Origin of the sequence: Paenibacillus tyrphae (genome assembly GCF_000722545.1) — a bacterium.
Lineage (GTDB): Bacteria > Bacillota > Bacilli > Paenibacillales > NBRC-103111 > Paenibacillus_G > Paenibacillus_G tyrfis.
Genome location: NZ_JNVM01000025.1, coordinates 1 through 23450, shown reverse-complemented (window position 1 = coordinate 23450; position 23450 = coordinate 1). Strand labels below are relative to the sequence as shown.

Below are 23450 nucleotides of genomic sequence, written 5' to 3'. Positions count from 1 at the left end.
ATGGGAGTATTTTCTAGAATTAAAGACATGACGAAGGCTTCGATGCATGAATTGCTTGATAAGGTTGAAGATCCGATCATCATGCTGAATCAATATTTGCGCGACATGGAAGAAGAAATCGCTCAAGCCGAAGTGACGGTTGCCCGTCAAATCGCCAGCGAGCGCAAGCTGAAAGAGCGTCTGGAAGAAGCGGTTCGTCTGACGGCGCAGTACGAAGGACAAGCGAAGGAAGCGCTGAAGAACGATCAGGAAGCGACGGCGCGCCAAGCTTTGGAGCAAAAGCTGTACTACGAAGGCAAAATCGCCGAGTACACAGAAATGCACGAGCAGGCCAAAGCGCAAGCGGCCGAGCTGGTTCAGCAGCTGCATGAAATGAAAGACGCGTTCTACCAAATGCGCAACAAACGCAGCGAGCTGATCTCCCGCGCTCAATTGGCGAAGGCCAAAAAGCAAATGGCCGAAGTGACGGCAACCAACGTGATCGATGGCGGCAATGCCGTAAAAGGCTTCCGTCGCATGGAAGAGAAGATCATGTCGCTGGAAGTCGAAGCGGAAATCGCGCGCAAACCTTATGTCGGCGGTGGCTATGCCGGTTCGGTATACAGCAACGCCGTATCGGTTGACCCGGCGAAGCAGCAAAAAATCGACGATCAACTGCAGCTTCTGAAAGAAAAAATGTCCAGCGAGCAAGGGAAATAATCTTCACGAAAAAGCTGTTGGAGCAAAAGCGGCACTTGTGATATGCTATGTAAGGCAAAAGCCATGGACGTCCTTCTGTAAGGCGCTATGGCTTTTGCTGGATCAACCAGAATTTACTGGGAAAGGGGGCGACACGGTTGAACCGCAAACGAAACCGCAACATCGCGCTGGTTTTGATCGGCGCAGGGCTTTTCCTTCTGGCGGACAATCATCTCGGATTTTTCACCGTGCTTGCCCTCTTTTTGCTTTTGGTGGGAGTATATAAGGTACGTTCGGGCGCCGAGCGCAAAGGCTACATCATGATGGTTATCGGCCTGCTGCTGCTCGCAGGAGGCAATTTTACGCTAATCTTGGCCATTATCCTCATTTCGCTCGGCTTCTTTTACAATAAATCGCGTAAAGCTCACCGCAGCGAGCATCATTACCGCAAGCAAAGCGTCATCGACAGCATCCGGTGGGGACGGGAGCCCTGGGTTCTGCGCAACATGTCGATCTGGAACGTGCTGGGGGAGCTGCAGATGGATTTGACCTACGCGATCCACGAGCAGAAGGAGACGACGATTATTTTGCAGGGGGTCATCGCCGATATCGATCTGATCGTTCCGGAGGATGTGGGCCTTACCGTTACGGCTTCCGTCTTGTTCGGGCAAACGAGCATCGGGTATGATAAAGAGGCCGGCGTGCTGAACAAGATGGTATGGCAGTCGCCCAATTACTGGACGGCGGACCGTCAGGTGAAGCTGGAAATTTCGTATATCGTTGCCGATATTGATATTAAAATCGTTTGATGCACGGAGGACGGCAGGAATGGACGGACATGACAAGCGGTTAACCAACATGATATGGCGAAGCATGGCGGAGTCAATCGGGCTCAGCCTTGTTTTGTTTGCCGTGATCGTCTATTTCCTGCAGTCGAACGGCTACTTGAACGCTTTCGAAACGTGGCAGGAAGGCGTGCGCATGAGCCTGACGCTGATTGCGATCGTTGCAGCGGTCGGAGGCTCGTACGGCCTGTGGTACAGCAGCCGGATGAAGCACAGGCTGGAGACGCTGCGCGAGGTGATGCTCTCGCTGGAGAAGGGCAACCTGAGCCGTTCGGTGCCGCCGCTCGGCGAGGATGAGATCGGCCGGCTCGGCGATCAATTGAATGCGATCACCAAAAAATGGGAAGAGCAAGTTTCTTCGTTGCAGCGCCTGTCCAGCAATAATGCCCAACTGGCGCAAAAAGCGAAATATTCGGCTATCGTGGAAGAGCGCCAGCGGCTGGCAAGGGAGCTGCACGACGCCGTGAGCCAGCAGCTCTTCGCAATCTCAATGACGGCGACGGCCGTCGGCCGGACGTTGGACAAAGATTTCGAGAAAGCGCAGCGGCAAATTTTCCTCATTGAGGAAATGGCCTCGGTAGCGCAGTCGGAGATGCGCGCTTTGCTGCTTCACCTGCGTCCGGTGCATCTGGAAGGGAAGCGTCTGGCCGAAGGCTTGATCGAGCTGGTGCAGGAGCTGTCTTCAAAGGTGCCGATGCAGATCGACTGCGAGCTGACCGAAGACATCAAGCTGCCGAGCGGGATTGAGGATCACCTGTTCCGCATCGTGCAGGAGGCGTTGTCCAATGCGCTCCGCCACTCCAAAGCGACAAAGCTGGAGGTGAGGCTGACCCAGCCTTCAAGCGATGCGGTGCGGCTGCTCATTCGGGATAACGGCGTCGGCTTCGAGTTGGATATGAGAAAACAGGCTTCATACGGGCTGGTGACGATGCGGGAGCGGGTGAACGAAATCGGAGGCTCACTTAACTTAATCACGGCGCCGGGCAAAGGAACACGCATTGAGATTCGCATTCCGATTATGGCGGAAGGAGGACTTGAGATTGGAAGAGACGACGATTAAAGTACTGCTGGTCGACGATCATGAAATGGTTCGCATCGGTCTTGCCGCCGTGTTGAGCACGGAGGACGATATCGAGGTGGTCGGCGAAGCGAGCGGAGGACAGGAAGGCATCCGGCTGGCATTGGAATACAAGCCGGACGTCGTGCTGATGGATTTGGTCATGGAGGGGATGGACGGCATCGAGACGACACGTCGTCTGCTGCAGCAGCATCCGGAATGCAAGGTGATCGTGCTGACCAGCTTTATCGACGATGAAAAAATTTATCCGGTGATCGAAGCGGGAGCGTTCAGCTACTTGCTTAAAACGTCGCGCGCCGCCGAAATCGCCCAAGCGATCCGCTCGGCCGTTAAAGGCCAGTCGGTACTGGAATCCCAAGTCGCTTCCAAGCTGATGAATCGCTTCCGCGGACCGAAGCAGGCTGCGCAGCCGCATGAAGAGTTGACCGAACGCGAGATGGAGGTGCTCCGGCTCATTGCCGCGGGCAAATCCAATCAGGACGTAGCCGACGAGCTGTTCATCGGGGTCAAAACGGTCAAGTTTCACGTCACCAACATTTTGGCCAAGCTTGGGGTGGAGGACCGCACGCAGGCCGCCATTTATGCGTACAAGCACGGTTTGGTCGAGTAATATCAGGGTAATAAGCTCTCAAGAGGACCCGAAGCTGTCGGGATCTCCTTCTTGGGAGCTTTTTTTGCTTGCATGTCGTATTTTGGAGGCTCTTGCGATATTCAATATTAAAGTTTTCTTAATAAATGTGAGTTTTGACACGTTTCCTTCGTCTATATAGATGTAGATGTTCCAGGTCGAGAAATCCATTCCGTTTGTCGGATCATAGGAATAGTAAAATATATACAACGGATCGTGGACATCAAGGAGAGGAGATGAGAGCCGGATGAACGGATTAGCCGTGAAAAACCGGAATGAAACTAGCATTCCATTAACGTTCGGGGAAAAAACGGAGCTGTTAAAGCGGTACGAAGTGTATTGCTACCAGGTCGCTTTTTATTTATTGCAGCAGGAGGCGGGAGCGCGCCTCGCGGCCGAGGAAGCGCTGCTCGCCTTATACAAGCTGGACGGTTTCTTTGCTCTGCCGGAGCACGAGCGCAAGGAAAAAGTGAAGGCTGCCGCCGTCCGGCACGCATTGGCGGTGCGAAGCGGGCGCCAGCCTTCTTGATGCACGAACGAAGCTTCTTAATAGCGAACATTCATAAGAATGCCCGTGAGCGGCGGAACAGGCCAATGGCTGTGCGGCCTTTTGCCCGGCAGTGCGGTATAGTGGCCGAACGCGCGGGCTTCCGAATCGTGTCGCTCCAGCAGATCGGCCGGAGGGATGGCATGCAGGGCGGAAGTCGCCTGCGTCAGGCGCAATATCCAACCGTCGATGCCTTGAAGCACGGCATTCGCATGCTTGTCCCCGCCGTCGAGCTGCGTCTGCAGCTTATGCTTGTCCAAGCTTAAGGTGCCGTCGGCCTGCGGGACTACGCCAAGGCGGTCAAGCTCTTCTTCGGCAGGGGCGCCGATCCCCTGCTTTCTCCATGCGGGCCGCAGAAGGACGCCGGCTTCGGACAATGCGCTCGCTAGCTCGTTGTAGCCTCCAACAAGCCCTTCCACCAGCCGGAGCGATGCGCCGTTGCTTTGCAGGACGGCCTTGGCGTTATCCGCCGTTTCTTTCAAGGCACCTGCCGCCGTGACGATGGTTCTGGCATCCCCTGCCGCCCGTTCAGCAAAGCGGTCGAACGCATAGGAGGGTTGTCTCGTTCCCTTCTGCGGTCGTCCGCGGTAGCGTTTGCCTGCTAAATCTTCCTGTCTCTTGTGCCGGTCTTCCAAGGCAAACCACTGCTTATGAATTTGATACGAACGAATCACGCTCTGAATCGGAGCGATCATGCCCGATCACCTCACTGTCAATGGAACATTTTTCTTTACATTATAGCGGAAGACACTCCGTCCGTAAACGGATACATGCTTGACAGGCTGCAAAAGGATGCAGTATGATGATTTATCAACCAAAACCTGTCTGTCAAAGGAGCTCGCGTCAGCACATGAATTGGGTTCAATGGATTGTCATCGCCGCCGTTTTGCTTGTCAGCGTGCTGTTTATGATGTTTGTCGGGAAAAAATATAAAAAGTAACCGGCATGATTTTTTTTCGCCTCGCACTCATTTCTTCTTAACGTTCCGCCACCGCCTGTCATACGATAAAGTACTTAAACTTTATGCGCAGAAAGGCGGTCTTAGCCATGCTCCGAAAACGCATTCCCAGGCAGGACGACGGCATTATATACGGATTGGTGGAAAAGCTGCTCCTTCCCTTTGCGCGGCAAACGGTACCCGATCTTCGAATAGGCCGTACGGATATTATCAAACGGCTCAAATCCTGTGACACTTATGTCGATACCGCGGCCGGACGCTTGCCGGTCGGATTTATTGCGCTGCGTGTGGATCGGGATAAGCGCCTGTCTGTCGATATGCTGGCGGTGAATCCGAAGTTTCAGGGCCGCGGCATCGGCACGCACTTGATGCGTCAGGCGGAGCGTACGGCGGGGGAACGGGGATGCCGCGAAGTGGTTCTATGGGTGGACGATGCGAATACGCAAGCTCAGACTTTCTATGTACGGAAAGGCTACGATACGGTTCACTACGACGCCAGGCTTCGCTGCTATATGATGATGAAACGGCTGGGCTAGCCGCAGATGCTGCCAGCACCAAGGCTCTCCCGCGCGATGGCGGCGAAAGCCTTGGTGTTGTTGCAATGTGCAGGCGGGCCGTCGCCGGACCGCGTTAGTCGGGCACGATCAAGGCCCCGACACTGGCGACGTCCAATTCAAAGGGGCTACCAAACAGCTCGGAGTCCGGATAAGGTACGGGGAACGCTTCGCTCGCGGCGGTTGTTCTCGGCTTGTCGGATTTTTTCGTTTGGGTGCGGGCTTTTCCCAGACTGCTGCTTGCTCCGCTTCGCCTGCTTTTGGCAGTCGTGCTTGCATTCGTTTGAATGCCGGCCGCCGTCTCGTTCAAATAGAGCTTTCCTTTGTCCAACCGGCTGAGCGTGCCGACAAGCTCCGTACTGTCCTTCAATAGAATGAAAACCGGTTGGCCGTAATACGGCCTGCATTGTTCTTCGTTAATCGGATGAATCGGTCTCACGCAAGGGTCACCTCCGAAGTTGATTTCTACACTTTAGACTATGCGGCATTTGTGCCGATTGTACGGGACAAATGCCCCGTATGCGCATGCCTATTTTCCGTGAACGCGCTTGCATTCGACAGAGTATTGAATCTCTCGTCGGTTTTCGATATGCTAAAGGGGTATAGGGAACGGACAGGAAACAACTGCCGTTCCTTATCTCCTATTCTCTATAGAAAGAACGAGGACCTGAAGCCATGACGAGTGCCGTGTTTTTGATTTTCGGAGCGACCGGGGACTTGGCCCGGCGCAAGTTATTCCCGGCGTTTTACAGCCTGTACCGTGAGCGCAAGCTGGGTGACCGATTTGCGGTAATCGGCCTCGCGCGGCGTTCGCGCACGAACGACCAGTTCCGCGACGACGTCTACGAATCGATTCAAGAATTCGCACGCTACAACGTGACGAAGGACGAGCAATGGGATGCGTTTGCCGAGCATTTTGAATACATGTCGCTGGACATTAATAACGTTGACGGCTTCCGGCAGCTCCGCGAGCTGACCGACCGGCTCGACGTCAGATTCGACATCGGCGGCAATCGGTTGTTTTACTTGGCTCTGGCGCCGGAGCTGTTCGGCAATGTGTCGCACAATCTTAAGGCGGGCGGACTGCTCGAAGGGGCCGGCTGGCACCGGCTTGTGATCGAGAAGCCGTTCGGCTACGACCTTCCGTCCGCTGAGAAGCTGAACGCCGAAATCCGCCAGGTGTTCGAGGAGCAGGACATCTACCGCATCGACCATTACCTTGGCAAGGAAATGGTGCAGAACATCAATGTCGTCCGGTTCGCGAACGCCTTTTTCGAGCCGCTTTGGAACAATAAGTACATCGCCAACATTCAAATCACGCTGAGTGAAACCGTAGGCGTGGAAGAACGGGGCGGCTATTACGAGCATTCGGGCGCACTGCGCGACATGGGACAAAACCATATGCTGCAGATGCTGGCCATCATGGCGATGGAGCCCCCGAGCCGGATGCATCCGGAGGATATCCGCGATGAGAAGGTGAAGGTGTTCCGCAGTCTGCGCGGCTTCCAGACGGCGGCGGAGGTGCGGGCCAATACGGTGCGCGGACAGTATGTCGCTGGCAATATCAAAGGCGAGCAGGTGCGCGGCTACCGTGACGAAGACAAGGTTAATCCGGAGTCGACGACGGAGACGTATTTTGCCGCCCGCGTATTCGTGGACAATTTCCGCTGGGCCGGCGTTCCGTTCTACATCCGTACGGGAAAACGATTGCCGGTGAAAACGACGGAAGTGGTCGTCGAGTTCAAGAACGTGCCAAACAACGTTTACTTGTCACGCAAGCATAAACTGGAGCCGAACCTGCTCGTGTTCCGCGTCAATCCGCTGGAAGGCATTTATTTCAAAATGAACGCCAAGCAGCCGGGGTCGGAAGGAACGATCGTTCCGGTTGCGATGGATTTCTGCCAGAGCTGCCAGATCGGGCTGAACACACCGGAAGCGTACGAGCGGCTGCTCTACGACGCCGCCCGCGGGGATTCCACGTACTTCACCCGCTGGGATGAGGTCGCGCTGGCATGGAAATATGTCGACAAAATCGCCTCCGCCTGGGGCGAGCGTACGGACGATTTGCACCTGTACTCGGCAGGCACTTGGGGACCGGAGCAGGGGCAGCAGCTCGTTGCCGAAGACGGCTTCCGCTGGTGGCCGGTGAACGGGCAGGACGAAGGCGAAGTCACTTGGGGACATACCCAAATGTAATGGCTAGTCGAAAGAAACCGAAAGAGAGCAGATCCGGTGGCGCCGGGTTCTGCTCTTTTTTGCTGGCGCATGTTGCGTCTTTTTTTCACCGCTTGAAATATGGTATGATGGAGTGTACAGTGCCGGCTAACGCAAGGGGGATCTTTACATGTCCAGACGCGCTTTTATACGCTGGATGCTCGGACTTCTGGTCATGATCGGGGCGGCGCTCGCAGGACTGATCAAGCTGCTGCAGCAATCGGTCGACCGGCAGACGGTCGGCGGGGCACAAGCACCGGATGGCGTCGCGCTGCCAAAGACGGAACCGGGGACGAATCCCGATCCGGCGGCGGGGAGTGCGACAGCGCCGTTGTTCTCGTTCATGATTCTCAGCGATTTGCACGTGTCGCCTGACGATCCAAACACGGTCCGGCATTTGAAGCAAGCGCTTGACGATATGAAGAAGTTTGAATCGCCGGTCGAGGCACTCGTGCTGACAGGCGATGTAACCGACTACGGGCGGGATAGGGACTACAAAGAGCTGAAAAAGACGTTGTCCACTTACAAGCTGCCCCCGGTTTACGCCAACATGGGCAACCACGATTATTATGACATTTGGATCGACCGGAAAGGGGCTTTCAATAAAGACACGATGCCCAACGGCAAAACGGACTGGCAATCGCGCGAGCGGTTCCAGAAGTTTTTCGGTTTGTCGAAGCCTTATCACGACGCTTGGGAGAAAGGGTACCACTTGATCCTGCTGTCGCAGGAGGCTTATGTGCAGGAGAAGCCCGAGGTAGGCGAAGGGGCATGGTATTCCGACGAACAATTGGATTGGCTGAAGGAACGGCTGGCTTCGCACAAGGACGGAAAGCCCGTCTTCATCATGACCCATCAGCCGCTGCCGCCCGCCGGACAAGACGGAGGATCACACCAATTGATTCCGGCGAAAAAATTCCGCGAGCTCTTGAAGCCTTACAAGAACGTGTTCGTGTTCTGCGGGCACCGGCATCAGGATTTTCAAGGGACGGTGGAGCATTACGTCAAAGAAAGCTTTCACTATTTTCATAACTCCTCGGTCGGACGCGTGCTGAACCGCAGCTATCAAAATGCGGCCAAGGAGAAGGCGCAAGGATTGTATGTGCAGGTATATCGAGACAAAGTGACGCTGCGCGGCCGGGCGTTCGAATCGGGAACGTGGCTGAAGGAAGCCGACTGGACCGTCAAGCTGACTTGAACCTACGGTGACCGGGAGCCGATGCAGCTTCCGGACCGCATCACTGAATATGATTGAGGAAGGAATAAACTGATTATGGGCACCGGATTATCCGAGAAATTACAAGAAGAAGTACAGAAGCGGCGCACCTTCGCCATCATCTCCCACCCCGATGCGGGGAAGACGACCTTGACCGAGAAGCTGCTGCTGTTCGGGGGCGCGATTCGGCTGGCCGGTACGGTTAAAGGGCGCAAAGCGAACCGCCATGCGACGAGCGACTGGATGGAGATCGAGAAGCAAAGAGGGATTTCGGTCACCTCCAGCGTGATGCAGTTCGATTATGAAGGGCATCGGGTCAATATTCTCGATACCCCGGGTCACCAAGACTTCAGTGAAGATACGTATCGAACGTTAACGGCGGCGGATAGCGCCGTCATGCTGATCGACTCGGCCAAAGGGGTCGAGGCCCAGACGAAGAAGCTGTTCCAGGTATGCCGCAAGCGGGGCATCCCGATCTTCACGTTCATCAACAAGCTGGACCGCGAGGGCCAAAATCCGTTCGATCTGCTCGAAGAGCTGGAGCAGGTGCTCGGTATTCGCTCATATCCGATGAACTGGCCGATCGGGATGGGCAAACAGTTTCGCGGCGTGTACGACCGAAAGCTGACGCAGGTCGAGCTGTTCCAAGGCGACGATCATAAAGAAATTCAAGTGCGCAAAGTGAGCGGCTACGACGACTCGATTGTGAAGGAAATCGCAGGCGAATTTTTTTACGATCAATTGGTGCAGGACTTGGAGCTGCTCGATGTGGCGGGCGACGAGTTCGACTACGAGAAGGTACAGAATGGCGAGCTGACGCCCGTGTTCTTCGGCAGCGCGATCAATAATTTCGGCGTGCAGACGTTCCTTGAGAATTTCCTGCAGCTCGCTCCGACGCCGACGCCGCGCAAAAGCAATGAAGGCATGGTTGATCCGCTGCACGAGAAGTTTTCCGGCTACATTTTCAAAATTCAAGCGAACATGAACCCGGCTCACCGCGACCGGATCGCTTTCCTGCGGATTTGCTCTGGCAAATTCGAACGGGGCATGTCGGTGAAGCACGTGCGGGTCGGCAAAGACATCAAGCTGGCGCAGCCGCAGCAATTTCTCGCGCAGGACCGCGATATCGTCGAGGACGCTTACCCCGGCGACATTATCGGATTATTCGACCCGGGTATTTTCCGCATCGGGGATTCGCTGTGCCAAGGTAGCAGCTTGGAATTCGACGAGCTGCCGACGTTCTCCCCGGAGCTGTTCTCCAAGGTGACGGTCAAAAACGCGCTGAAGCACAAGCAGTTCCAAAAGGGCGTGGACCAGTTGACCGAGGAGGGCACCATTCAGGTGTTCAAAACGATCGGCTTCGAGGATTTGATTCTCGGCGTCGTCGGACAGCTCCAATTCGAGGTGTTCGAATACCGGATGAAAGCGGAGTACAGCAGCGAGGTGCAACTGTCCCGGATGACCTACCAATTCGCGCGGTGGCTTGTTGGCGACGATATCGATCCGGCCAAGTTCCGGATCAACTCGCAGCTGGTGAAGGATAAGAAGGACAATTACGTCGCGCTGTTCGAGAACGAATATGCGCTGCGCACGGCGATGGAGAAAAATCCGAACCTGAAATTTCTGGAGACTGCGCCTTAATGGCGCCGATCCGATAAGCAGGCAGCCCTTCGCGGTCTTCATAGACCGGACGAGGGGCTGTTCGTTTTTTTTGCCGGGAGTGGCGAAATTTTTCTTTTTTTCTCATCGAATTTTCATCTTCGTTGTGTATAGTTAAAGCAGCGGCGGAGGGGCAATAATAGAACCGAGACGATTGCCGCTTTTTACTATTTCAAGCGCAGCCAGAGGGAACAGGATGAAAAGGATTCTTATCGTGGAAGACGAGCGAAATTTTGCCCGTTTTATAGAATTGGAATTGATACACCAAGGCTATGCCGTTACCGTCGTTGGAACCGGTCAGGAAGGCTTGGAAACCGCTACCCGCGATGCATGGGATACCATTCTGCTTGATGCCATGCTGCCGGGACTTCACGGCTTCGAGGTATGCCGCCGTATTCGCCAGGCGGGCTTCGCAACACCCGTCATTATACTGACGGCCCGCGACAGCGTCACGGATCGCGTATTGGGGCTGGACAGCGGGGCGGACGATTATCTGCCGAAACCGTTCGTGATCGAGGAACTGCTGGCACGGATTCGGGCGGTGATGCGGCGGAGTAAGCGGGGGGCGGCCGAGCCGCAAGAAGCGGTGACGTACCGCGATCTTCGGATCGATCCGATGACCAGAACCGTAAGCAAGGCTGGAGCGTTACTGGACCTGACCAAGCGCGAATACGAGCTGCTGCTGGTACTGATGAATCATAAGGACCGGGTATTGAGCCGGAATATGCTGCTTGATCTGGTCTGGGGATACGACTGCGAAGTCGAGACGAACGTGGTCGATGTGTACGTCCGGTATTTGCGCAACAAAATCGACGATCCGGCACAGCAGCGAAGCTATATTCAAACCGTCCGCGGCATCGGCTACGTCATCCGGTCATGAAAAAGCTGCGAATGCGCTTCACCCGGCTGCCGATCAAATGGCAGATGACCTTATGGTCGGCTTTCATGCTGTTCGTCTTGTTTACGGTCTATAATGCCGTTCAATATATAGGCATCAACCAATGGATGAGCAGCCGCGAAGTGGAATCGGTGCGCAAAACGATGGGCGAGCTGCAAAGTTATTTTACGGAAAAAAGCGATATACTGGATGCCGGCCAAATTGTCAGGAGCAGGCATTTTATTCAGAGCATCAATCAAAAAAATCAATTGATCCGGATTTTGGACGGCGAGGGAAAGCCGGTGCTGACGGTCCTTACGGCGCTGCCGGAGGATTGGGTGGCGCCGCGTCCGGTCACAAAGACCGAGCTTGAAAGCGTGTGGCACCAAGAAGAGCATCTGCTCGTTCTACGCGCCCCGGTCGTGTCGGATAAATTCCGTGGCACGATCGAAATTGTCAGCAATCTGGAGACGTTCGACGAGTTGAAAGGGGTCATCACGCTGGTCATGATTCTGGGTGGTGTCGGGGGGATACTGCTGAGCGGCCTGGGCGGCTTGCTTCTGGCCGGACGGCTGCTGAGGCCGGTGCAAAGCATAACGGAAACGATGAGAAGAATCCAGCGGAACGGACTGCAGGAGCGGGTGCCTTTTCACGACAACAAGGATGAGATTTCGGCGCTGGCCCGCGTGTTCAACGAGATGATGGATCAATTGGAAACGTCGTTCCGCAAGCAAAAGCAATTCGTAGAAGACGCTTCGCACGAGCTGCGGACCCCGATTGCGATCATTTCCGGACATTTGTCGATGCTGAATCGTTGGGGCAAGCGCGACCCGGTTCTCGTAGACGAATCGCTCGGCGCTTCGCTTGAGGAACTGGAGCGTCTGAAGGGACTCGTTCAGGAGCTGCTGGAGCTTACCCGCGCGGAAAATGCCAGTTCGGACGGCGTCACCGAGCTGTTCGATCTGGGAGAAACGATCGCCCAAATCGTTAAGAACGTCTCCGTGGTTCATCCCGAGTTCGAGATTACAACGGATGTGGATGCGCTGAAAGGCGTCCAAATCCGGCTGGTTCCCAATCATATCAAACAAATTTTGTTGATTTTGTTGGATAATGCGGTAAAATATTCGAGCAAACGAAACAAAATCCACGTTTCAACCGTCTTGGTAGAAGATACGATGCTGCGCATCGTCATCCGCGATTACGGTATGGGCATTCCGAAAGAGGAAGTGGAGCATGTGTTCGACCGGTTCTACCGGGTGGACAAAGCCCGCAGCCGCAAACGCGGCGGCAGCGGCCTGGGACTTTCGATCGCCAAGCGGCTCGTCGAGAAGTATCATGGGGACATACGTTTGGACAGCGAAGAGAACCAGGGAACAACGGTGACGGTACAATTACCGTTCAGCCGTTAACGGAAAGGATTACGGGAAGAGGAGAGATTGCGAATGTTGTTGAAATGGGACTATGATTTATTCGAAATGATCAACGGCTTGGCTGTCGATCATACGACGCTTAACGTGTGGATGCGCTTTTTTGCGGAATATGCGGAATATTTCTTTTATTTGGGCATCCTCGTGTATTGGTTCACTCGAAAACAAGAGAATCGCCGGATGGTGGCTAACGCGCTCTGTTCCGCTGCTCTGGCGATGGGGATCGGCTCGCTGATCGGCATGTTGTTTTACCGGAACCGGCCGTTCGTCAGCCACGAGGTTCATCAGTTGATCCATCATGCGGCCAATGCGTCGTTTCCAAGCAGCCATGCCATCGGCGCTTTTGTCATCGCCACCTCGATTTGGCTGTATCGCCGTAAGGACGGGTACGTCTGGCTTGCGCTGGCCGCATTGATCGCTTTGTCCCGGATCTGGACCGGCGTCCATTATCCGATCGACGTGACCGTCGGAGCACTGCTTGGCATCGGCTCCGCCATAGCCGTAAACAAGCTGTTCACCCAATGGACGCTCGCCCGGCGTTTGTTGGCCGCGGGGTTGTCGTTTTTTGAAAAAATCGAGCGCAAGCTCGGCTATAAATCGTAGAAAGACTGTTGGAGCAGTTGCCCGATTCGCGGCAGCTGCTTTTTTTTGCGGAAAATCGGGGTCCCTGCGTGTCCCGGCCGCCTGTCGTAGGCCTCTATACCTCACCGTGCTGCGGCGAAGGGCATACACTATGATGGATGAAAGAAACAAGGGCGAAGAGTGACCGGATGACGGAAGCAGAGGGTTCGTCAATGGCGCTGCAGTGGATACGAAGGCAGCTAGCTTGGTGTCAGCCGCTCTCCGGCCGAAGGAAGAAAGGTGGATGAAATGAGGAAGAGCAAACCGAATTACAGCAGCTACGTTGTGAGCAAATGGGCCAAAACCCAGGCGGTGATTCCGAATCGGGAGTTGGCCCAACACGTTCCCGAGACGCGCAAGCTGAACCGCGAAAGCTTAAGGGGGATGCTGGACCGGCACGGCATGGTCTATGTGAAACCGAACAGCGGCACTTACGGTATCGGCGTGATGCGGGTGGAGCGGCTGGCCGGCGAAGGGGGCGCGTCTTACCGCTGTCATATCGGAACGAAAATTCATACCTTTACCCAATACGATGACGTATACAGGCATATCGCGGGATTGACCCGAAAACGGATGTACTTGGTGCAAAAAGGCATCCATCTGCTCAAATATAAGAAGCAGCGCTTCGATCTTCGCGTCATGGTGCAGAAGACCCCGACCGGGAACTGGGAGACGACAGGTCTGATTGGGCGCGTCGCGGCGCCGGGCAAGGTCGTGACCAATGTGCATAATGGAGGAAAGCTCAAGCCTGTGGAAGTTTTGCTGCAGGGGCATGCCGGGAGCGCGGAAAAGTCAAGATTAACCTCAGGGCTGCGCAGGCTCGGCACTTCGGTTGCGAGGCAGCTTCGCTTGAAGTATAGAAGGCTCAAGGAAATCGGGCTGGACGTCGCGCTGGATGAGAAGCTGCATCCGTGGATTTTGGAGATTAACACGGCACCCGACCCTTATATATTCCGAAAGCTGAAGGATAAGCGTATCTTCGCGAGAATTTACCGGTACTCAAAAGCACACGGACGGCTTTAAGCAGCCGTCCGTCCATTATGAAGGGGGGCCCGCCTTGCGCAGCTCCCAAATCGGTGTTATCCCGCTTCGCCGTCCTTGGATGCAGCTTGATCGGTTTTGGGCAGGGCAATCGTGAACGAGGTGCCGATGCCGGGTGTGCTGTCTGCTTCGATCGTGCCTGCGTGGGCTTCGACGAGCTGCTTGACGATGGACAGGCCGAGTCCGGTCTCGCTGTTGCTCTTGGACCGGGACGGATCGGCCTTGTAGAACCGCTCCCAGATGAGGGACAGCTCTTCCTGGGACATGCCGCGGCCGGTATCTGCGATCACGATCACGGTATGCGTTTCCGTTTCGGATCCGGTCAGGCGGATCGTGCCGTATGCCGTAAATTGGATGCTATTTTTGACCAGATTGATGAGAATTTGCATCAGCCGGTCGTAGTCGGCATACACCTGCAGGTCCGGCTCGCATTCGATAAGAATGTGCAGGCGCTTCTCTTCAATCAACACCTCGAGCGACTCGTGAACGATTTCGAACAGCTCTTTGAGCGGCGTTCGTTTTTTGTTCAGCGTGATGAGGCCGCTTTCGATTTTTTCCATGTCGAGCAGCCCGTTGATGAGCCGGATCAGGCGGAACGTTTCCTTCTCGATGATGCCGTAATAATTGGCCCGCTCCTCCGGCGAGTGGACGAGATCGTTCTTCAGCCCTTCGATGATGCCGCGGATCGAGGTAAGCGGCGTACGCAGCTCGTGCGTCACGTCCATAATAAAATGGCGGCGCCGCGTCTCAAACTGCTGCAGCTTATGCAGGGCGAGCTCGAGCTGCTGGGCCATGGAGTTGAAGTCGCCTGCGAGCTCGCCCAGCTCATCCGATCGGCGGACCGTGGAGCGGGCGGCATAATCTCCCGCAGCAATTTGGCGGGTCGTCCGGCGCAGTGACAGGATGCTGGCACTCATGCTGCGGGAGAATAACCAACTGACGGCGACGGCTAATACGAAAATAACGACGATCATATAGATCAACGCTTGGTTAAGCGTGTCCATCGTTTCTTGAATGCCGTGGAGCGGGGAGAAGATGAAGAGATGCAGCTCATTTTTTTGTGGCTTCAGCTTGGTCTGTCTGTAAACGACGACCCACGGCTCCTCGGCGCCGCGTTCGACGATGAAGCTTTCGTTTTCCTTGGTGTTGGACATGTGCGACCGCAGCTCGTCCAAGAACGCTTTGCCGCGCAGCGCTCCGGGCATTTTCGGGTCGCGGTAGGCAATTTCGCCGGCTTGGTCCAGCAGGATGAACGACGTCCGGCGCTCGGCCAGCAGGTTGCGATACGCTTGCAGGGCGCTGGTCGGGTCTTCCCCTTCTTTTGCGAACAGGCGGACGATTCCCTTGGATACGCTGGTGAGCTCTTCCGTCTCGTTGTTGAACGTTTGCTGCTTCATGTAGTAGGTAAACCCGGCGGCCAGCAGGACGAGGATGAGCATGGACAGAAGGAGATGGGACAGAAACTGCCGCTGGAAAAACGTAAACCGGAAGCGCGGCCGCAGGTCGCTCAGCTTCATCGTCAATCCTCCAGCCTGTAGCCTACGCCCCAGACGGTCACGATCAGCGGATGCTCCGGCGAGGACACCTTATTACGGAGCCGCTTGATATGGACATCAACCGTGCGCTCTTCGCCCAAATAATCGTAGCCCCATATGCTTTCCAGCAGCTGTTCGCGGGTAAAGACGCGTCTGGGATGCCGGACGAACAGCGAGAGCAGATCGAACTCCTTCGGCGTTAAGTTGCTGATCGTATTCCCGCCGACGGTGGCGGTCCGGGAGGACAGGTTGACGACGATCGTCTTGTGCTTGAGCAGCTCATGCGGCTCGGCCGCTCCTTCCACCTCAGCCCCGCCGCCTCGATGGTACCGGCGAAGCACGGCCTTCATGCGGGCGATCAGCTCCATCGGGCTGAACGGCTTGCTCACGTAATCGTCGGCTCCAAGCTCAAGCCCCATAATTCGGTCCTGCTCCTGATCCCGTGCCGTAAGCAGGATGACCGGCGTTTCCCCTTTACGGCGTATATCTCTGCACAGGGCCAGCCCGTCCTTGCCGGGAAGCATCCAGTCCAGGATGACGAAATCCCACGTATACCGGTCAAGCTGTTCCTGCGCGCTAAGCCCGTCATGAACGAAGGTCGTATCATACTGTTCTTTTTGAAAAAACAAGTGAAGCATTTCGCAAACGGACGTATCGTCCTCCGCGATCAGCAGTTTCATGGCGGCACCTCCATCGAAGTCGGAATGGTTCGGTTAAGTTTGTTATCTCCAGCATAGAGGGTTCCAAGCGGGATAGCAAGTCAAGCGAGGGGCATTTAGTCCGGGCTGTCCACCGCGATTGATGAAGTATACCCTACCGCAATGTATTTTAGCGGGGCATGCGGTCTATGCACAAAAAACAAGCCCCTTGCTTGCCGGGCTTGTCTTGGATTGACTATCATATAGGCGCTTGATTTCTGCTAACTTCCGCTTAGAATCGGGTTGTCCGTACCTCGATCCCTTTCTTGTAGTTCTCGGTCACCGAACATCGGCAGCGCACGATGAACCGAAAAGCCGCTGAATCTCTGCGATGTTCACTTTGAATTCGGTTCTTTTCGGATGCGTGATCGAGCATATGTGGTGGCCGACGCGAAACGATACGGCACTATATTGGGCGAAGTTCGTATAGCTGGTGACGATGCAGTCTTGTTTGATGTCCATATGATTGATTTCATACACGGGGAGCGGGGTCATGAGTCCGGTCTTCAAAATTTTCGACAAGGATTCCTTGGAGGTCCACAGCATCGTGAGAGCGGCCTCGTAATCAAGAGGGGTGTCCGCGATCATGTGCTTCTCGGACGCTGTAATCTGCGATTCGATGGCACTGACGTTGGCACCGTCGATTTTCTCCAAATCGATTCCTAACGGGTGGGCCTCTGGAAAAGCAATGGCGGCCGCGATATGATCGCAATGCGTAATGGTGATCTGAAGAGGCTCGGTTCGCGGAAGCATGATGACCGGCTGCTGGAATACCCCCTGCTGTACCCATATTTGCCCAAGCTGAGGTTCCGCCATACGATTGTAAGCGGAGATCGCCTGCTTCGCGCAGTAGCGGCCGACCACAAAGCTATGCTTCCTTTTATATTGAAGCTTGCGATAGTAAGCCAGCTCCTGCTCATGCAGGGTACTCAACGCTTCCGTATCTTCATATGGGTATGTACGGCTGCTAAGACACAGCTGCGCTTTAAAGCGGCTGTCGGGCCTTATTAGCGCCAGTTCCTCCAAATACAATAAGGTGTCCAACACTACTTCTCCCCTCGTTTTCGTTCGTTGATGAACGTCGTTATGTATTTAATCGTTTCCTATAATTCGCCAGCTGTCAATAGGTGAAAATGTTTACTTTTTATTGAAGTGAACTCTGGTATTCAGGGTTGACATAAAAAGCCGGAGCGTGAGATAATGAACGCGCGTACATTTATTGTGAAGGAGGTGGCTGAAATCGTAACCCGAAAGGAAGTTGCGGAGCTGGCGGGAGTTTCCGAAGCGACGGTTTCCCGCGTATTCAACGACGTCGGTCCGATGAAGGAGCAGACCCGGCTGCGGGTGCTTCAGGCCGCCAAAACATTAAATTATCATCCGAACGCGATTGCCCAAAGCTTCGCCCGCCGCAGAAGCGGCAACTTGGGCGTCGTGCTGCCTTACGTGCCGAAAGTGCACATTTTCTCGACTTACTATTTCTCCGAAGTGCTTAGCGGAATCGGGGAGCAGGTGAAGGCTTCAGGCTACGATATGCTGCTGAAATTCCGCGTTCCCGGAGAGGAAAGCGATTACAGCGGTATTTTTCGGTCGCAGAAGGTGGATGCCTGCGTAATCCTCGGAGCGACGGATACACCCTCAGAGCGGGCGGAGCTAAAAAAGTTGGAAGACGGCGGGTTCCCGTTTTGCCTGATCAACCAGCATATGAGCGGAGAGTGGTTTAATGAAGTGGATGCGGATCATGAGGGCGGAAGCTACCGCGCAGTACGGCATCTGCTCGACTTGGGGTATCGGGACATTGCGTTTTTGAGCGGCTCACCCGAATTTTCCAATAGCGGCGACCGGCTGCGGGGGTACATGCAGGCCATGCGCGAAGCGGGACTGCTGCCGGCGGATGCCAAGGCTCCGGGTGACCTGCCCGCGCATCTGTACTACGAAGGCAACTACAGCCGAACAAGCGGAATGAAAGCGGCGTCGGCCATGCATCCGAACCTGAACCGGATCGAGGCCGTGTTCGCCTCGAACGACCGGATGGCGATCGGCTTGATGCAGGGGCTTCGCGAGTACGGGCACGTTCCCGGCCGGGATTATGCCATTGTCGGCTATGACGATTCGGAGGCAGCACGCGTGACCGACCCGCCGCTGACGAGTGTTGCCGTGCCGTTTTACGAGATGGGCCGGCTCGCGGCGGAGCGGGTGCTGAATCGCATCGGCGGGGGGAACGATGCGGACGGCGCATCGGAGAGCTTCAGACTGAAGCTGGATACGAAGCTTGTCGTGCGGCAATCGTGCCGCATCCTGCGGTAATACCGTCGCGGCGGCCGATTTGTTAAGGGACGGCGAAGGGTAATCAACCACAGGCCAGAGGAGGGAGGAACCGGTCGATCTGTCGATCGCGGAGCGTCGCTGGGTTTCCATCCGGGAAGTGTAGAAAGGGGACATCGAAGGATGAAAAAAGCATTGATCGTCTGGGGCGGCTGGCCGGGACATCAGCCCGCGGAAATCGCCGGTCTGTTCCGGGACCTGTTGATCGACGCCGAGTTCGAAGTGGAAGTGTCGGATACCCTTGAGGCGTTCGCCGATGGGGAAAAGCTGAAGACACTGGCTCTGATCGTGCCGGTATGGTCGATGGGGGAAGCCGATCCGGCGCTCATCCGGAACGTCTCGGCTACCGTTCAGAACGGCACCGGTCTCGCCGGCTGCCATGGGGGGATGTGCGACGCGTTCCGCACGGACGTCGAATGGCAGTTTATGACCGGGGGACAATGGGTCGCCCATCCGGGAAACAACGAGGTGGATTACGAAGTCAAAATTATCCCGAGCTCCAACCCGCTGCTGGACGGTATCGGCGATTTCCGCGTACGGAGCGAGCAGTATTATATGCACGTCGATCCTGCGGTCAACGTGCTGGCGACAACTCGATTCCCGGTTGCGCCTGGACCTCATTCGCTGAATGGCGCCGTCGATATGCCCGTCGTCTGGACGAAATGGTGGGGAGCGGGGAGAGTATTCTACTGCTCGCTTGGTCATGAGAAAGGCATTCTGGAAATACCGCAAGTGAACGAAATCATGCGACGCGGCTTGCTGTGGGCTTCAGACGGGCGGGCGGAAGCGGTCCGGAGGACTTGACCTATGAATAAGCTTAAAGCGGGCATCGTCGGCTGCGGGAAAATCAGCAGTATCTACTTGCAAAATTTAAGCGCGAATCCGGCGCTTGAAGTGGCGGCTTGCGCCGATTTGAACGTGGCCCGGGCCCGGGCGAGCGCCGAGGAATACGGCATCCCGAAAGCCTGCACGCTTGCCGAGCTATTGGCCGATCCGGCTATTGACATCGTCGTCAATTTGACGATTCCCTCCGCGCATGCCGAAGTATGCCTGCAAGCGCTGGAGGCCGGGAAGCATATCTACGTCGAGAAGCCGCTCGCCATAACCTGGGAGGAAGGGCGGGCCATTTTGGCCAAGGCGGCGGAAAAAGGGCGGCTCGTCGGCAGCGTCCCGGATACGTTTCTCGGCGGCGGCATACAGACCTGCATCAAGCTGATCGAAGACGGCTGGATTGGCGTGCCGGTAGCCGCCTCCGCATTTATGATCGGTCGGGGCCACGAGCACTGGCACCCCGACCCCGAATTTTACTATGCGAAGGGCGGAGGCCCGATGTTTGATATGGGGCCTTATTATTTAACCACCCTCGTGGCTATGCTTGGACCGATCCGCCGGGTTACGGGCAGCGGGTATCTCGTACTCGCAGCGCACGATAACCAGCCAGCCTAAATTCGGCCGTACGATTGAGGTGGAGACGCCGACCCATATTGCGGGCGTAATCGACTTCCGAAGCGGCGCGATCGGAACGATCATCACCTCGTTCGACGCGTTCGGCGGAACCGAGCTGCCGAGGATTGAGATTTACGGAAGCGAGGGGACGCTTAGAGTACCCGATCCGAACACGTTCGGAGGGCCGGTACGGATCCGCCGGTATGACGCCAAGGAATTCAGCGATATGCCGCTTACGCATGGCTCTACGGATAACTGCCGCGGTCTTGGCGTACTGGATATGGCCGCGGCGATTCGACAAGGGCGGACCAACCGTGCCAACGGGGAGCTGGCCTACCACGTGCTGGAGGCCATGCATGGTTTCCATGACGCTTCTACGTATGGAAAGCATTATGAGATGCACAGCAGCTGTGAACGTCCGGCGCCGTTGAAAGCCGGACTGGTCCGAGGGATTTTCAATTAATTGCAATAATATGAGGGAAAAAGCGCGCAGGGACCGTTCCCCGCACGCTTTTTTTGCCGTTGCTTTAAGCCAAATGCTCTTTGAGCGTCGCGATCATCTGGTTCTGCGCATCCGCTTCGCTGTGCTTCCAAATAATTTCGAACAGCACTCCAAGGCCCGGCAGCACACGTTCTTCCGCATCCATCGAATCCGCAATAACATCAAAGAGCTCTTCGTTGCTTTTGTCATGCATGCGCTGGACGATTGCTTGCCGCAAATTCAGGTTCATGGCAGTTCCTCGCTTTGTTGTCTTTTCCACTTGGTTGGTGCGATTTCGCTTTTATTAATATGCTCCGCTTGAATAAGATTCATGCCTCGGCACGAACTTTGGTGAACTGCCGCGCTTCTTGTTATAATAAAGAAATGAGAAGGGGGATGAGCACGGATGAAAAAACAATTCGCCGTCATCGGCATGGGACGCTTCGGCTCCAGCATAGCCAAAACGTTATCGAATCTCGGCTTTGAAGTGCTGGCAATCGACAGCAGCGAGCAGCGGACTCAGGAAGTGTCAAATATTGTGACCCACGTCGTTCAAGCCGATTCTACCGATGAAGAAGCGCTGCGCGCGCTCGGATTGCGCAATTTCGACGTCGTCATCGTCGCAATCGGACAAGATATTCAGGCAAGCATTCTCACAACGATTATCGTCAAAGAAATCGGCGTGCCGAAGGTTATCGTCAAAGCTCAGAATGAGCTTCACGGCAAGGTGCTCTGCAAGGTCGGAGCGGATAAGGTGATTTATCCGGAACGCGATATGGGTGTCCGGGTGGCCCATCATTTGATCTCATCCAACATTATCGATTACATCGAGCTTTCGGAAGACTACAGCATCGTCGAGGTTCAAGCATCCGGGCAAATGGTCGGCCGCAATCTGAGAGAGCTCGATATTCGAGCCAAATATGGCTGCAACGTGATGGCGATCCGAACCGGGGATAAGATGAACATCGCTCCACACGCCGAAGATATCATAAAACAAAACGACACTTTGGTCGTCGTAGGGACGAACGAGGATTTGAAAAATTTCGAAAAGACGTTTGCGGAATAGAGGGCCCAAGAAATCGTATGAACGATAATAAAAAGACTTTTTCCAGTGAATCGGCTATCATAAGCTCGGTTCAAAATCCGCGGGTAAAGCAGTGGACCGAGCTGCTCAGTCGCAAAGGGAGGGACAAGCAGGGACGCTTCCTGATCGAAGGTGTCCACCTTGTGCAGGAGGCGCTGCGTTCCGTTGACCTGATGCCGGAGGTTCTGGTGTATGCCTCCGATAAGAAGCAGGCGATTGCCGGGCTGCTGGAGGATGCAGCGGCTAAAGGAGTAGAAGGCGTCCCGGTAACGGAAGCCGTACTGGCCAAATGCACGGACACCGAGACCCCGCAGCCCGTATTCGCGGTCGTGCCGAAGCTGCCGTGGCGCGGAAGCGATCTGCTCGCGGCCAGTGAGCTGAACGGGCTGGTTGTCGTCATCGACGGCATCCAAGACCCCGGCAATCTGGGCACAATCATCCGCAGCGCCGATGCGGTCGGGGCCTCCGGCGTGCTGCTTGGCAAAGGAACCGTCGACCTGTATAACCCGAAAACGGTACGTTCGACGATGGGGTCGCTTTTTCATCTGCCGATCGTCCAAGGCGACTTGACCGAATGGCTACCGCGGGCGACCGAATCCGGCGTGCAGGTTGTCGCTACAAGCCTTCAGGGTGCAGTTAGCTGCTACGAGCACGATTTCCGCAAATCCACGTGGTTTGTGATCGGCAACGAAGGGCAAGGCGTCTCTGAGGAAGTTCGGCAGCTTGCCCGGCATCAGGTGTTAATCCCGATGAAGGGGCGTGCCGAATCGCTGAATGCGGCGATGGCCGCTACCGTCGTCTTGTTCGAGGCGATGCGGCAGCGGGGGCTATGAGACAACTAAATGCCTCAAGTTCTGACACTAAATTGAAATATAACTTAGTCGTGTAAACCTGGTGAGGGGAACCCCTTTAAACATTTTTCGGGTAAAAGGGTTTTCCTTTTATCAGATTTGCTCAAACCATATGACAGCATTACTGAAGCACCTAACATTTATGCAAAAGAGAAGCGACTGCCTAAAAGGAAAAAAATGTTTGTTGCGCATTATCCATTAACATGATATATTGTTCTTCCGGCCGTTGAGAGGCGGTCGTGAGTCAAGCAAATTAACGGATGATCTGCTTCGATTGATTCGTACTTTCGAGACGGATTGGAAGAAAAAAAGATATTGACTTTCAAGTGGTTAACATGATATATTATTTCTCGCTGCTTCGGCAGCAACGTTGAGTAAGACAAATTTGCTCTTTGAAAACTGAACAACGAGTAACGTGCGAATCTCATATGAGATTCAATTAAGCTAGTAAACGAATTGAGCTTTAATCAGCTTTTCTTTAATGGAGAGTTTGATCCTGGCTCAGGACGAACGCTGGCGGCGTGCCTAATACATGCAAGTCGAGCGGACCCTTCGGGGTTAGCGGCGGACGGGTGAGTAACACGTAGGCAACCTGCCTGTAAGACTGGGATAACTACCGGAAACGGTAGCTAAGACCGGATAAGTGATTCTCTCGCATGAGAGAATCAAGAAACACGGGGCAACCTGTGG

23 protein-coding genes, 1 rRNA gene and 1 pseudogene are annotated in these 23450 nt (G+C 55.1%); 19 read left to right on the top strand and 6 right to left on the bottom strand.

Going from position 1 to position 23450, the window contains the following annotated elements; translation table 11 throughout:
- From ET33_RS27015 to ET33_RS26995, 5 genes are all read left to right on the top strand, one after another.
- Nucleotides 1-699 carry a PspA/IM30 family protein gene (locus ET33_RS27015; protein WP_036689683.1) on the top strand — a complete coding sequence of 233 codons (699 nt, stop codon included), beginning with the start codon at nucleotides 1-3 and terminating at the stop codon, nucleotides 697-699.
- 137 nt (nucleotides 700-836) lie between these two features.
- Complete coding sequence (liaF, locus tag ET33_RS27010) at nucleotides 837-1487, top strand: cell wall-active antibiotics response protein LiaF (protein WP_036689680.1); 651 nt, start codon at nucleotides 837-839, stop codon at nucleotides 1485-1487.
- Nucleotides 1488-1506: 19 nt separating this feature from the next.
- Nucleotides 1507-2583, top strand: coding sequence for a sensor histidine kinase (locus ET33_RS27005; RefSeq protein ID WP_036689677.1), 1077 nt, complete (start codon nucleotides 1507-1509; stop codon nucleotides 2581-2583).
- Nucleotides 2564-3211, top strand: a complete 648-nt coding sequence (locus ET33_RS27000) for a response regulator (RefSeq protein ID WP_036689674.1) — start codon at nucleotides 2564-2566, stop codon at nucleotides 3209-3211. Before ET33_RS27005 ends, ET33_RS27000 begins: the two co-directional genes overlap by 20 nt.
- 265 nt (nucleotides 3212-3476) lie before the next feature.
- On the top strand, nucleotides 3477-3758 hold the full coding sequence (locus tag ET33_RS26995; RefSeq protein WP_036689672.1) for a hypothetical protein: 282 nt from the start codon (nucleotides 3477-3479) through the stop codon (nucleotides 3756-3758).
- 17 nt (nucleotides 3759-3775) lie between these two features.
- Here the strand turns inward: ET33_RS26995 and ET33_RS26990 are convergent, their stop codons facing one another.
- Nucleotides 3776-4471: a hypothetical protein gene (locus ET33_RS26990; protein WP_036689668.1), complete on the bottom strand. Its 696-nt coding sequence runs from the start codon at nucleotides 4469-4471 to the stop codon at nucleotides 3776-3778.
- Between the two features lie 352 nt (nucleotides 4472-4823).
- Between ET33_RS26990 and ET33_RS26985 the strand changes: the two genes are divergently transcribed.
- A complete protein-coding gene (locus ET33_RS26985) occupies nucleotides 4824-5270 on the top strand; it encodes a GNAT family N-acetyltransferase (protein ID WP_036689665.1) in 447 nt (148 codons plus the stop codon).
- Between the two features lie 94 nt (nucleotides 5271-5364).
- Here ET33_RS26985 and ET33_RS26980 read toward each other — a convergent pair whose 3' ends face one another.
- Nucleotides 5365-5727: a hypothetical protein gene (locus ET33_RS26980; protein ID WP_036689663.1), complete on the bottom strand. Its 363-nt coding sequence runs from the start codon at nucleotides 5725-5727 to the stop codon at nucleotides 5365-5367.
- Nucleotides 5728-5963: 236 nt separating this feature from the next.
- Between ET33_RS26980 and zwf the strand changes: the two genes are divergently transcribed.
- The 7 genes from zwf (at nucleotide 5964) to ET33_RS26945 (ending at nucleotide 14325) form a co-directional block, all read left to right on the top strand.
- Complete coding sequence (gene zwf, locus ET33_RS26975; protein WP_036689660.1) at nucleotides 5964-7484, top strand: glucose-6-phosphate dehydrogenase; 1521 nt, start codon at nucleotides 5964-5966, stop codon at nucleotides 7482-7484.
- 148 nt (nucleotides 7485-7632) lie between these two features.
- Complete coding sequence (locus ET33_RS26970) at nucleotides 7633-8700, top strand: metallophosphoesterase family protein (protein WP_036689658.1); 1068 nt, start codon at nucleotides 7633-7635, stop codon at nucleotides 8698-8700.
- 75 nt (nucleotides 8701-8775) lie between these two features.
- Nucleotides 8776-10359, top strand: coding sequence for a peptide chain release factor 3 (locus ET33_RS26965; protein WP_036689655.1), 1584 nt, complete (start codon nucleotides 8776-8778; stop codon nucleotides 10357-10359).
- 214 nt (nucleotides 10360-10573) lie between these two features.
- A complete protein-coding gene (locus ET33_RS26960) occupies nucleotides 10574-11257 on the top strand; it encodes a response regulator transcription factor (RefSeq protein WP_036689653.1) in 684 nt (227 codons plus the stop codon).
- Nucleotides 11254-12663 carry a HAMP domain-containing sensor histidine kinase gene (locus tag ET33_RS26955; RefSeq protein WP_036689650.1) on the top strand — a complete coding sequence of 470 codons (1410 nt, stop codon included), beginning with the start codon at nucleotides 11254-11256 and terminating at the stop codon, nucleotides 12661-12663. The genes ET33_RS26960 and ET33_RS26955 overlap by 4 nt, the downstream gene beginning before the upstream one ends.
- A gap of 33 nt (nucleotides 12664-12696) precedes the next feature.
- Nucleotides 12697-13284 carry an undecaprenyl-diphosphatase gene (locus ET33_RS26950; RefSeq protein WP_036689647.1) on the top strand — a complete coding sequence of 196 codons (588 nt, stop codon included), beginning with the start codon at nucleotides 12697-12699 and terminating at the stop codon, nucleotides 13282-13284.
- A 267-nt stretch (nucleotides 13285-13551) separates the two neighbouring features.
- Nucleotides 13552-14325, top strand: coding sequence for a YheC/YheD family protein (locus ET33_RS26945; protein ID WP_036689644.1), 774 nt, complete (start codon nucleotides 13552-13554; stop codon nucleotides 14323-14325).
- Between the two features lie 56 nt (nucleotides 14326-14381).
- Here ET33_RS26945 and ET33_RS26940 read toward each other — a convergent pair whose 3' ends face one another.
- The 3 genes from ET33_RS26940 to ET33_RS26930 form a co-directional block, all read right to left on the bottom strand.
- Nucleotides 14382-15860 carry a sensor histidine kinase gene (locus ET33_RS26940; RefSeq protein WP_036689640.1) on the bottom strand — a complete coding sequence of 493 codons (1479 nt, stop codon included), beginning with the start codon at nucleotides 15858-15860 and terminating at the stop codon, nucleotides 14382-14384.
- A 2-nt stretch (nucleotides 15861-15862) separates the two neighbouring features.
- Nucleotides 15863-16558 carry a response regulator transcription factor gene (locus ET33_RS26935; RefSeq protein WP_036689636.1) on the bottom strand — a complete coding sequence of 232 codons (696 nt, stop codon included), beginning with the start codon at nucleotides 16556-16558 and terminating at the stop codon, nucleotides 15863-15865.
- Between the two features lie 297 nt (nucleotides 16559-16855).
- Nucleotides 16856-17620, bottom strand: coding sequence for a 4'-phosphopantetheinyl transferase superfamily protein (locus ET33_RS26930; RefSeq protein ID WP_051775669.1), 765 nt, complete (start codon nucleotides 17618-17620; stop codon nucleotides 16856-16858).
- Between the two features lie 156 nt (nucleotides 17621-17776).
- On the opposite strand from ET33_RS26930, the gene ET33_RS26925 reads away from it, so the two are divergent.
- The 3 genes and pseudogenes from ET33_RS26925 (at nucleotide 17777) to ET33_RS26915 (ending at nucleotide 20807) form a co-directional block, all read left to right on the top strand.
- A complete protein-coding gene (locus ET33_RS26925; RefSeq protein ID WP_200879240.1) occupies nucleotides 17777-18880 on the top strand; it encodes a LacI family DNA-binding transcriptional regulator in 1104 nt (367 codons plus the stop codon).
- Nucleotides 18881-19021: 141 nt separating this feature from the next.
- On the top strand, nucleotides 19022-19702 hold the full coding sequence (locus ET33_RS26920; RefSeq protein ID WP_036689630.1) for a ThuA domain-containing protein: 681 nt from the start codon (nucleotides 19022-19024) through the stop codon (nucleotides 19700-19702).
- Between the two features lie 3 nt (nucleotides 19703-19705).
- Nucleotides 19706-20807, top strand: a pseudogene (locus ET33_RS26915) (Gfo/Idh/MocA family protein).
- Between the two features lie 64 nt (nucleotides 20808-20871).
- Here the strand turns inward: ET33_RS26915 and sspI are convergent.
- Nucleotides 20872-21075: a small acid-soluble spore protein SspI gene (gene sspI, locus ET33_RS26910; RefSeq protein WP_036689627.1), complete on the bottom strand. Its 204-nt coding sequence runs from the start codon at nucleotides 21073-21075 to the stop codon at nucleotides 20872-20874.
- 156 nt (nucleotides 21076-21231) lie between these two features.
- Between sspI and ET33_RS26905 the strand changes: the two genes are divergently transcribed.
- From ET33_RS26905 to ET33_RS26895, 3 genes are all read left to right on the top strand, one after another.
- Nucleotides 21232-21891 (top strand): potassium channel family protein, encoded by a 660-nt coding sequence (locus ET33_RS26905; protein WP_036689625.1) that lies wholly within the window; start codon nucleotides 21232-21234, stop codon nucleotides 21889-21891.
- Nucleotides 21892-21908: 17 nt separating this feature from the next.
- A complete protein-coding gene (locus tag ET33_RS26900) occupies nucleotides 21909-22742 on the top strand; it encodes a TrmH family RNA methyltransferase (RefSeq protein WP_051775667.1) in 834 nt (277 codons plus the stop codon).
- A 496-nt stretch (nucleotides 22743-23238) separates the two neighbouring features.
- Nucleotides 23239-23450: ribosomal RNA gene (locus ET33_RS26895) — 16S ribosomal RNA — on the top strand; the annotation flags it as partial.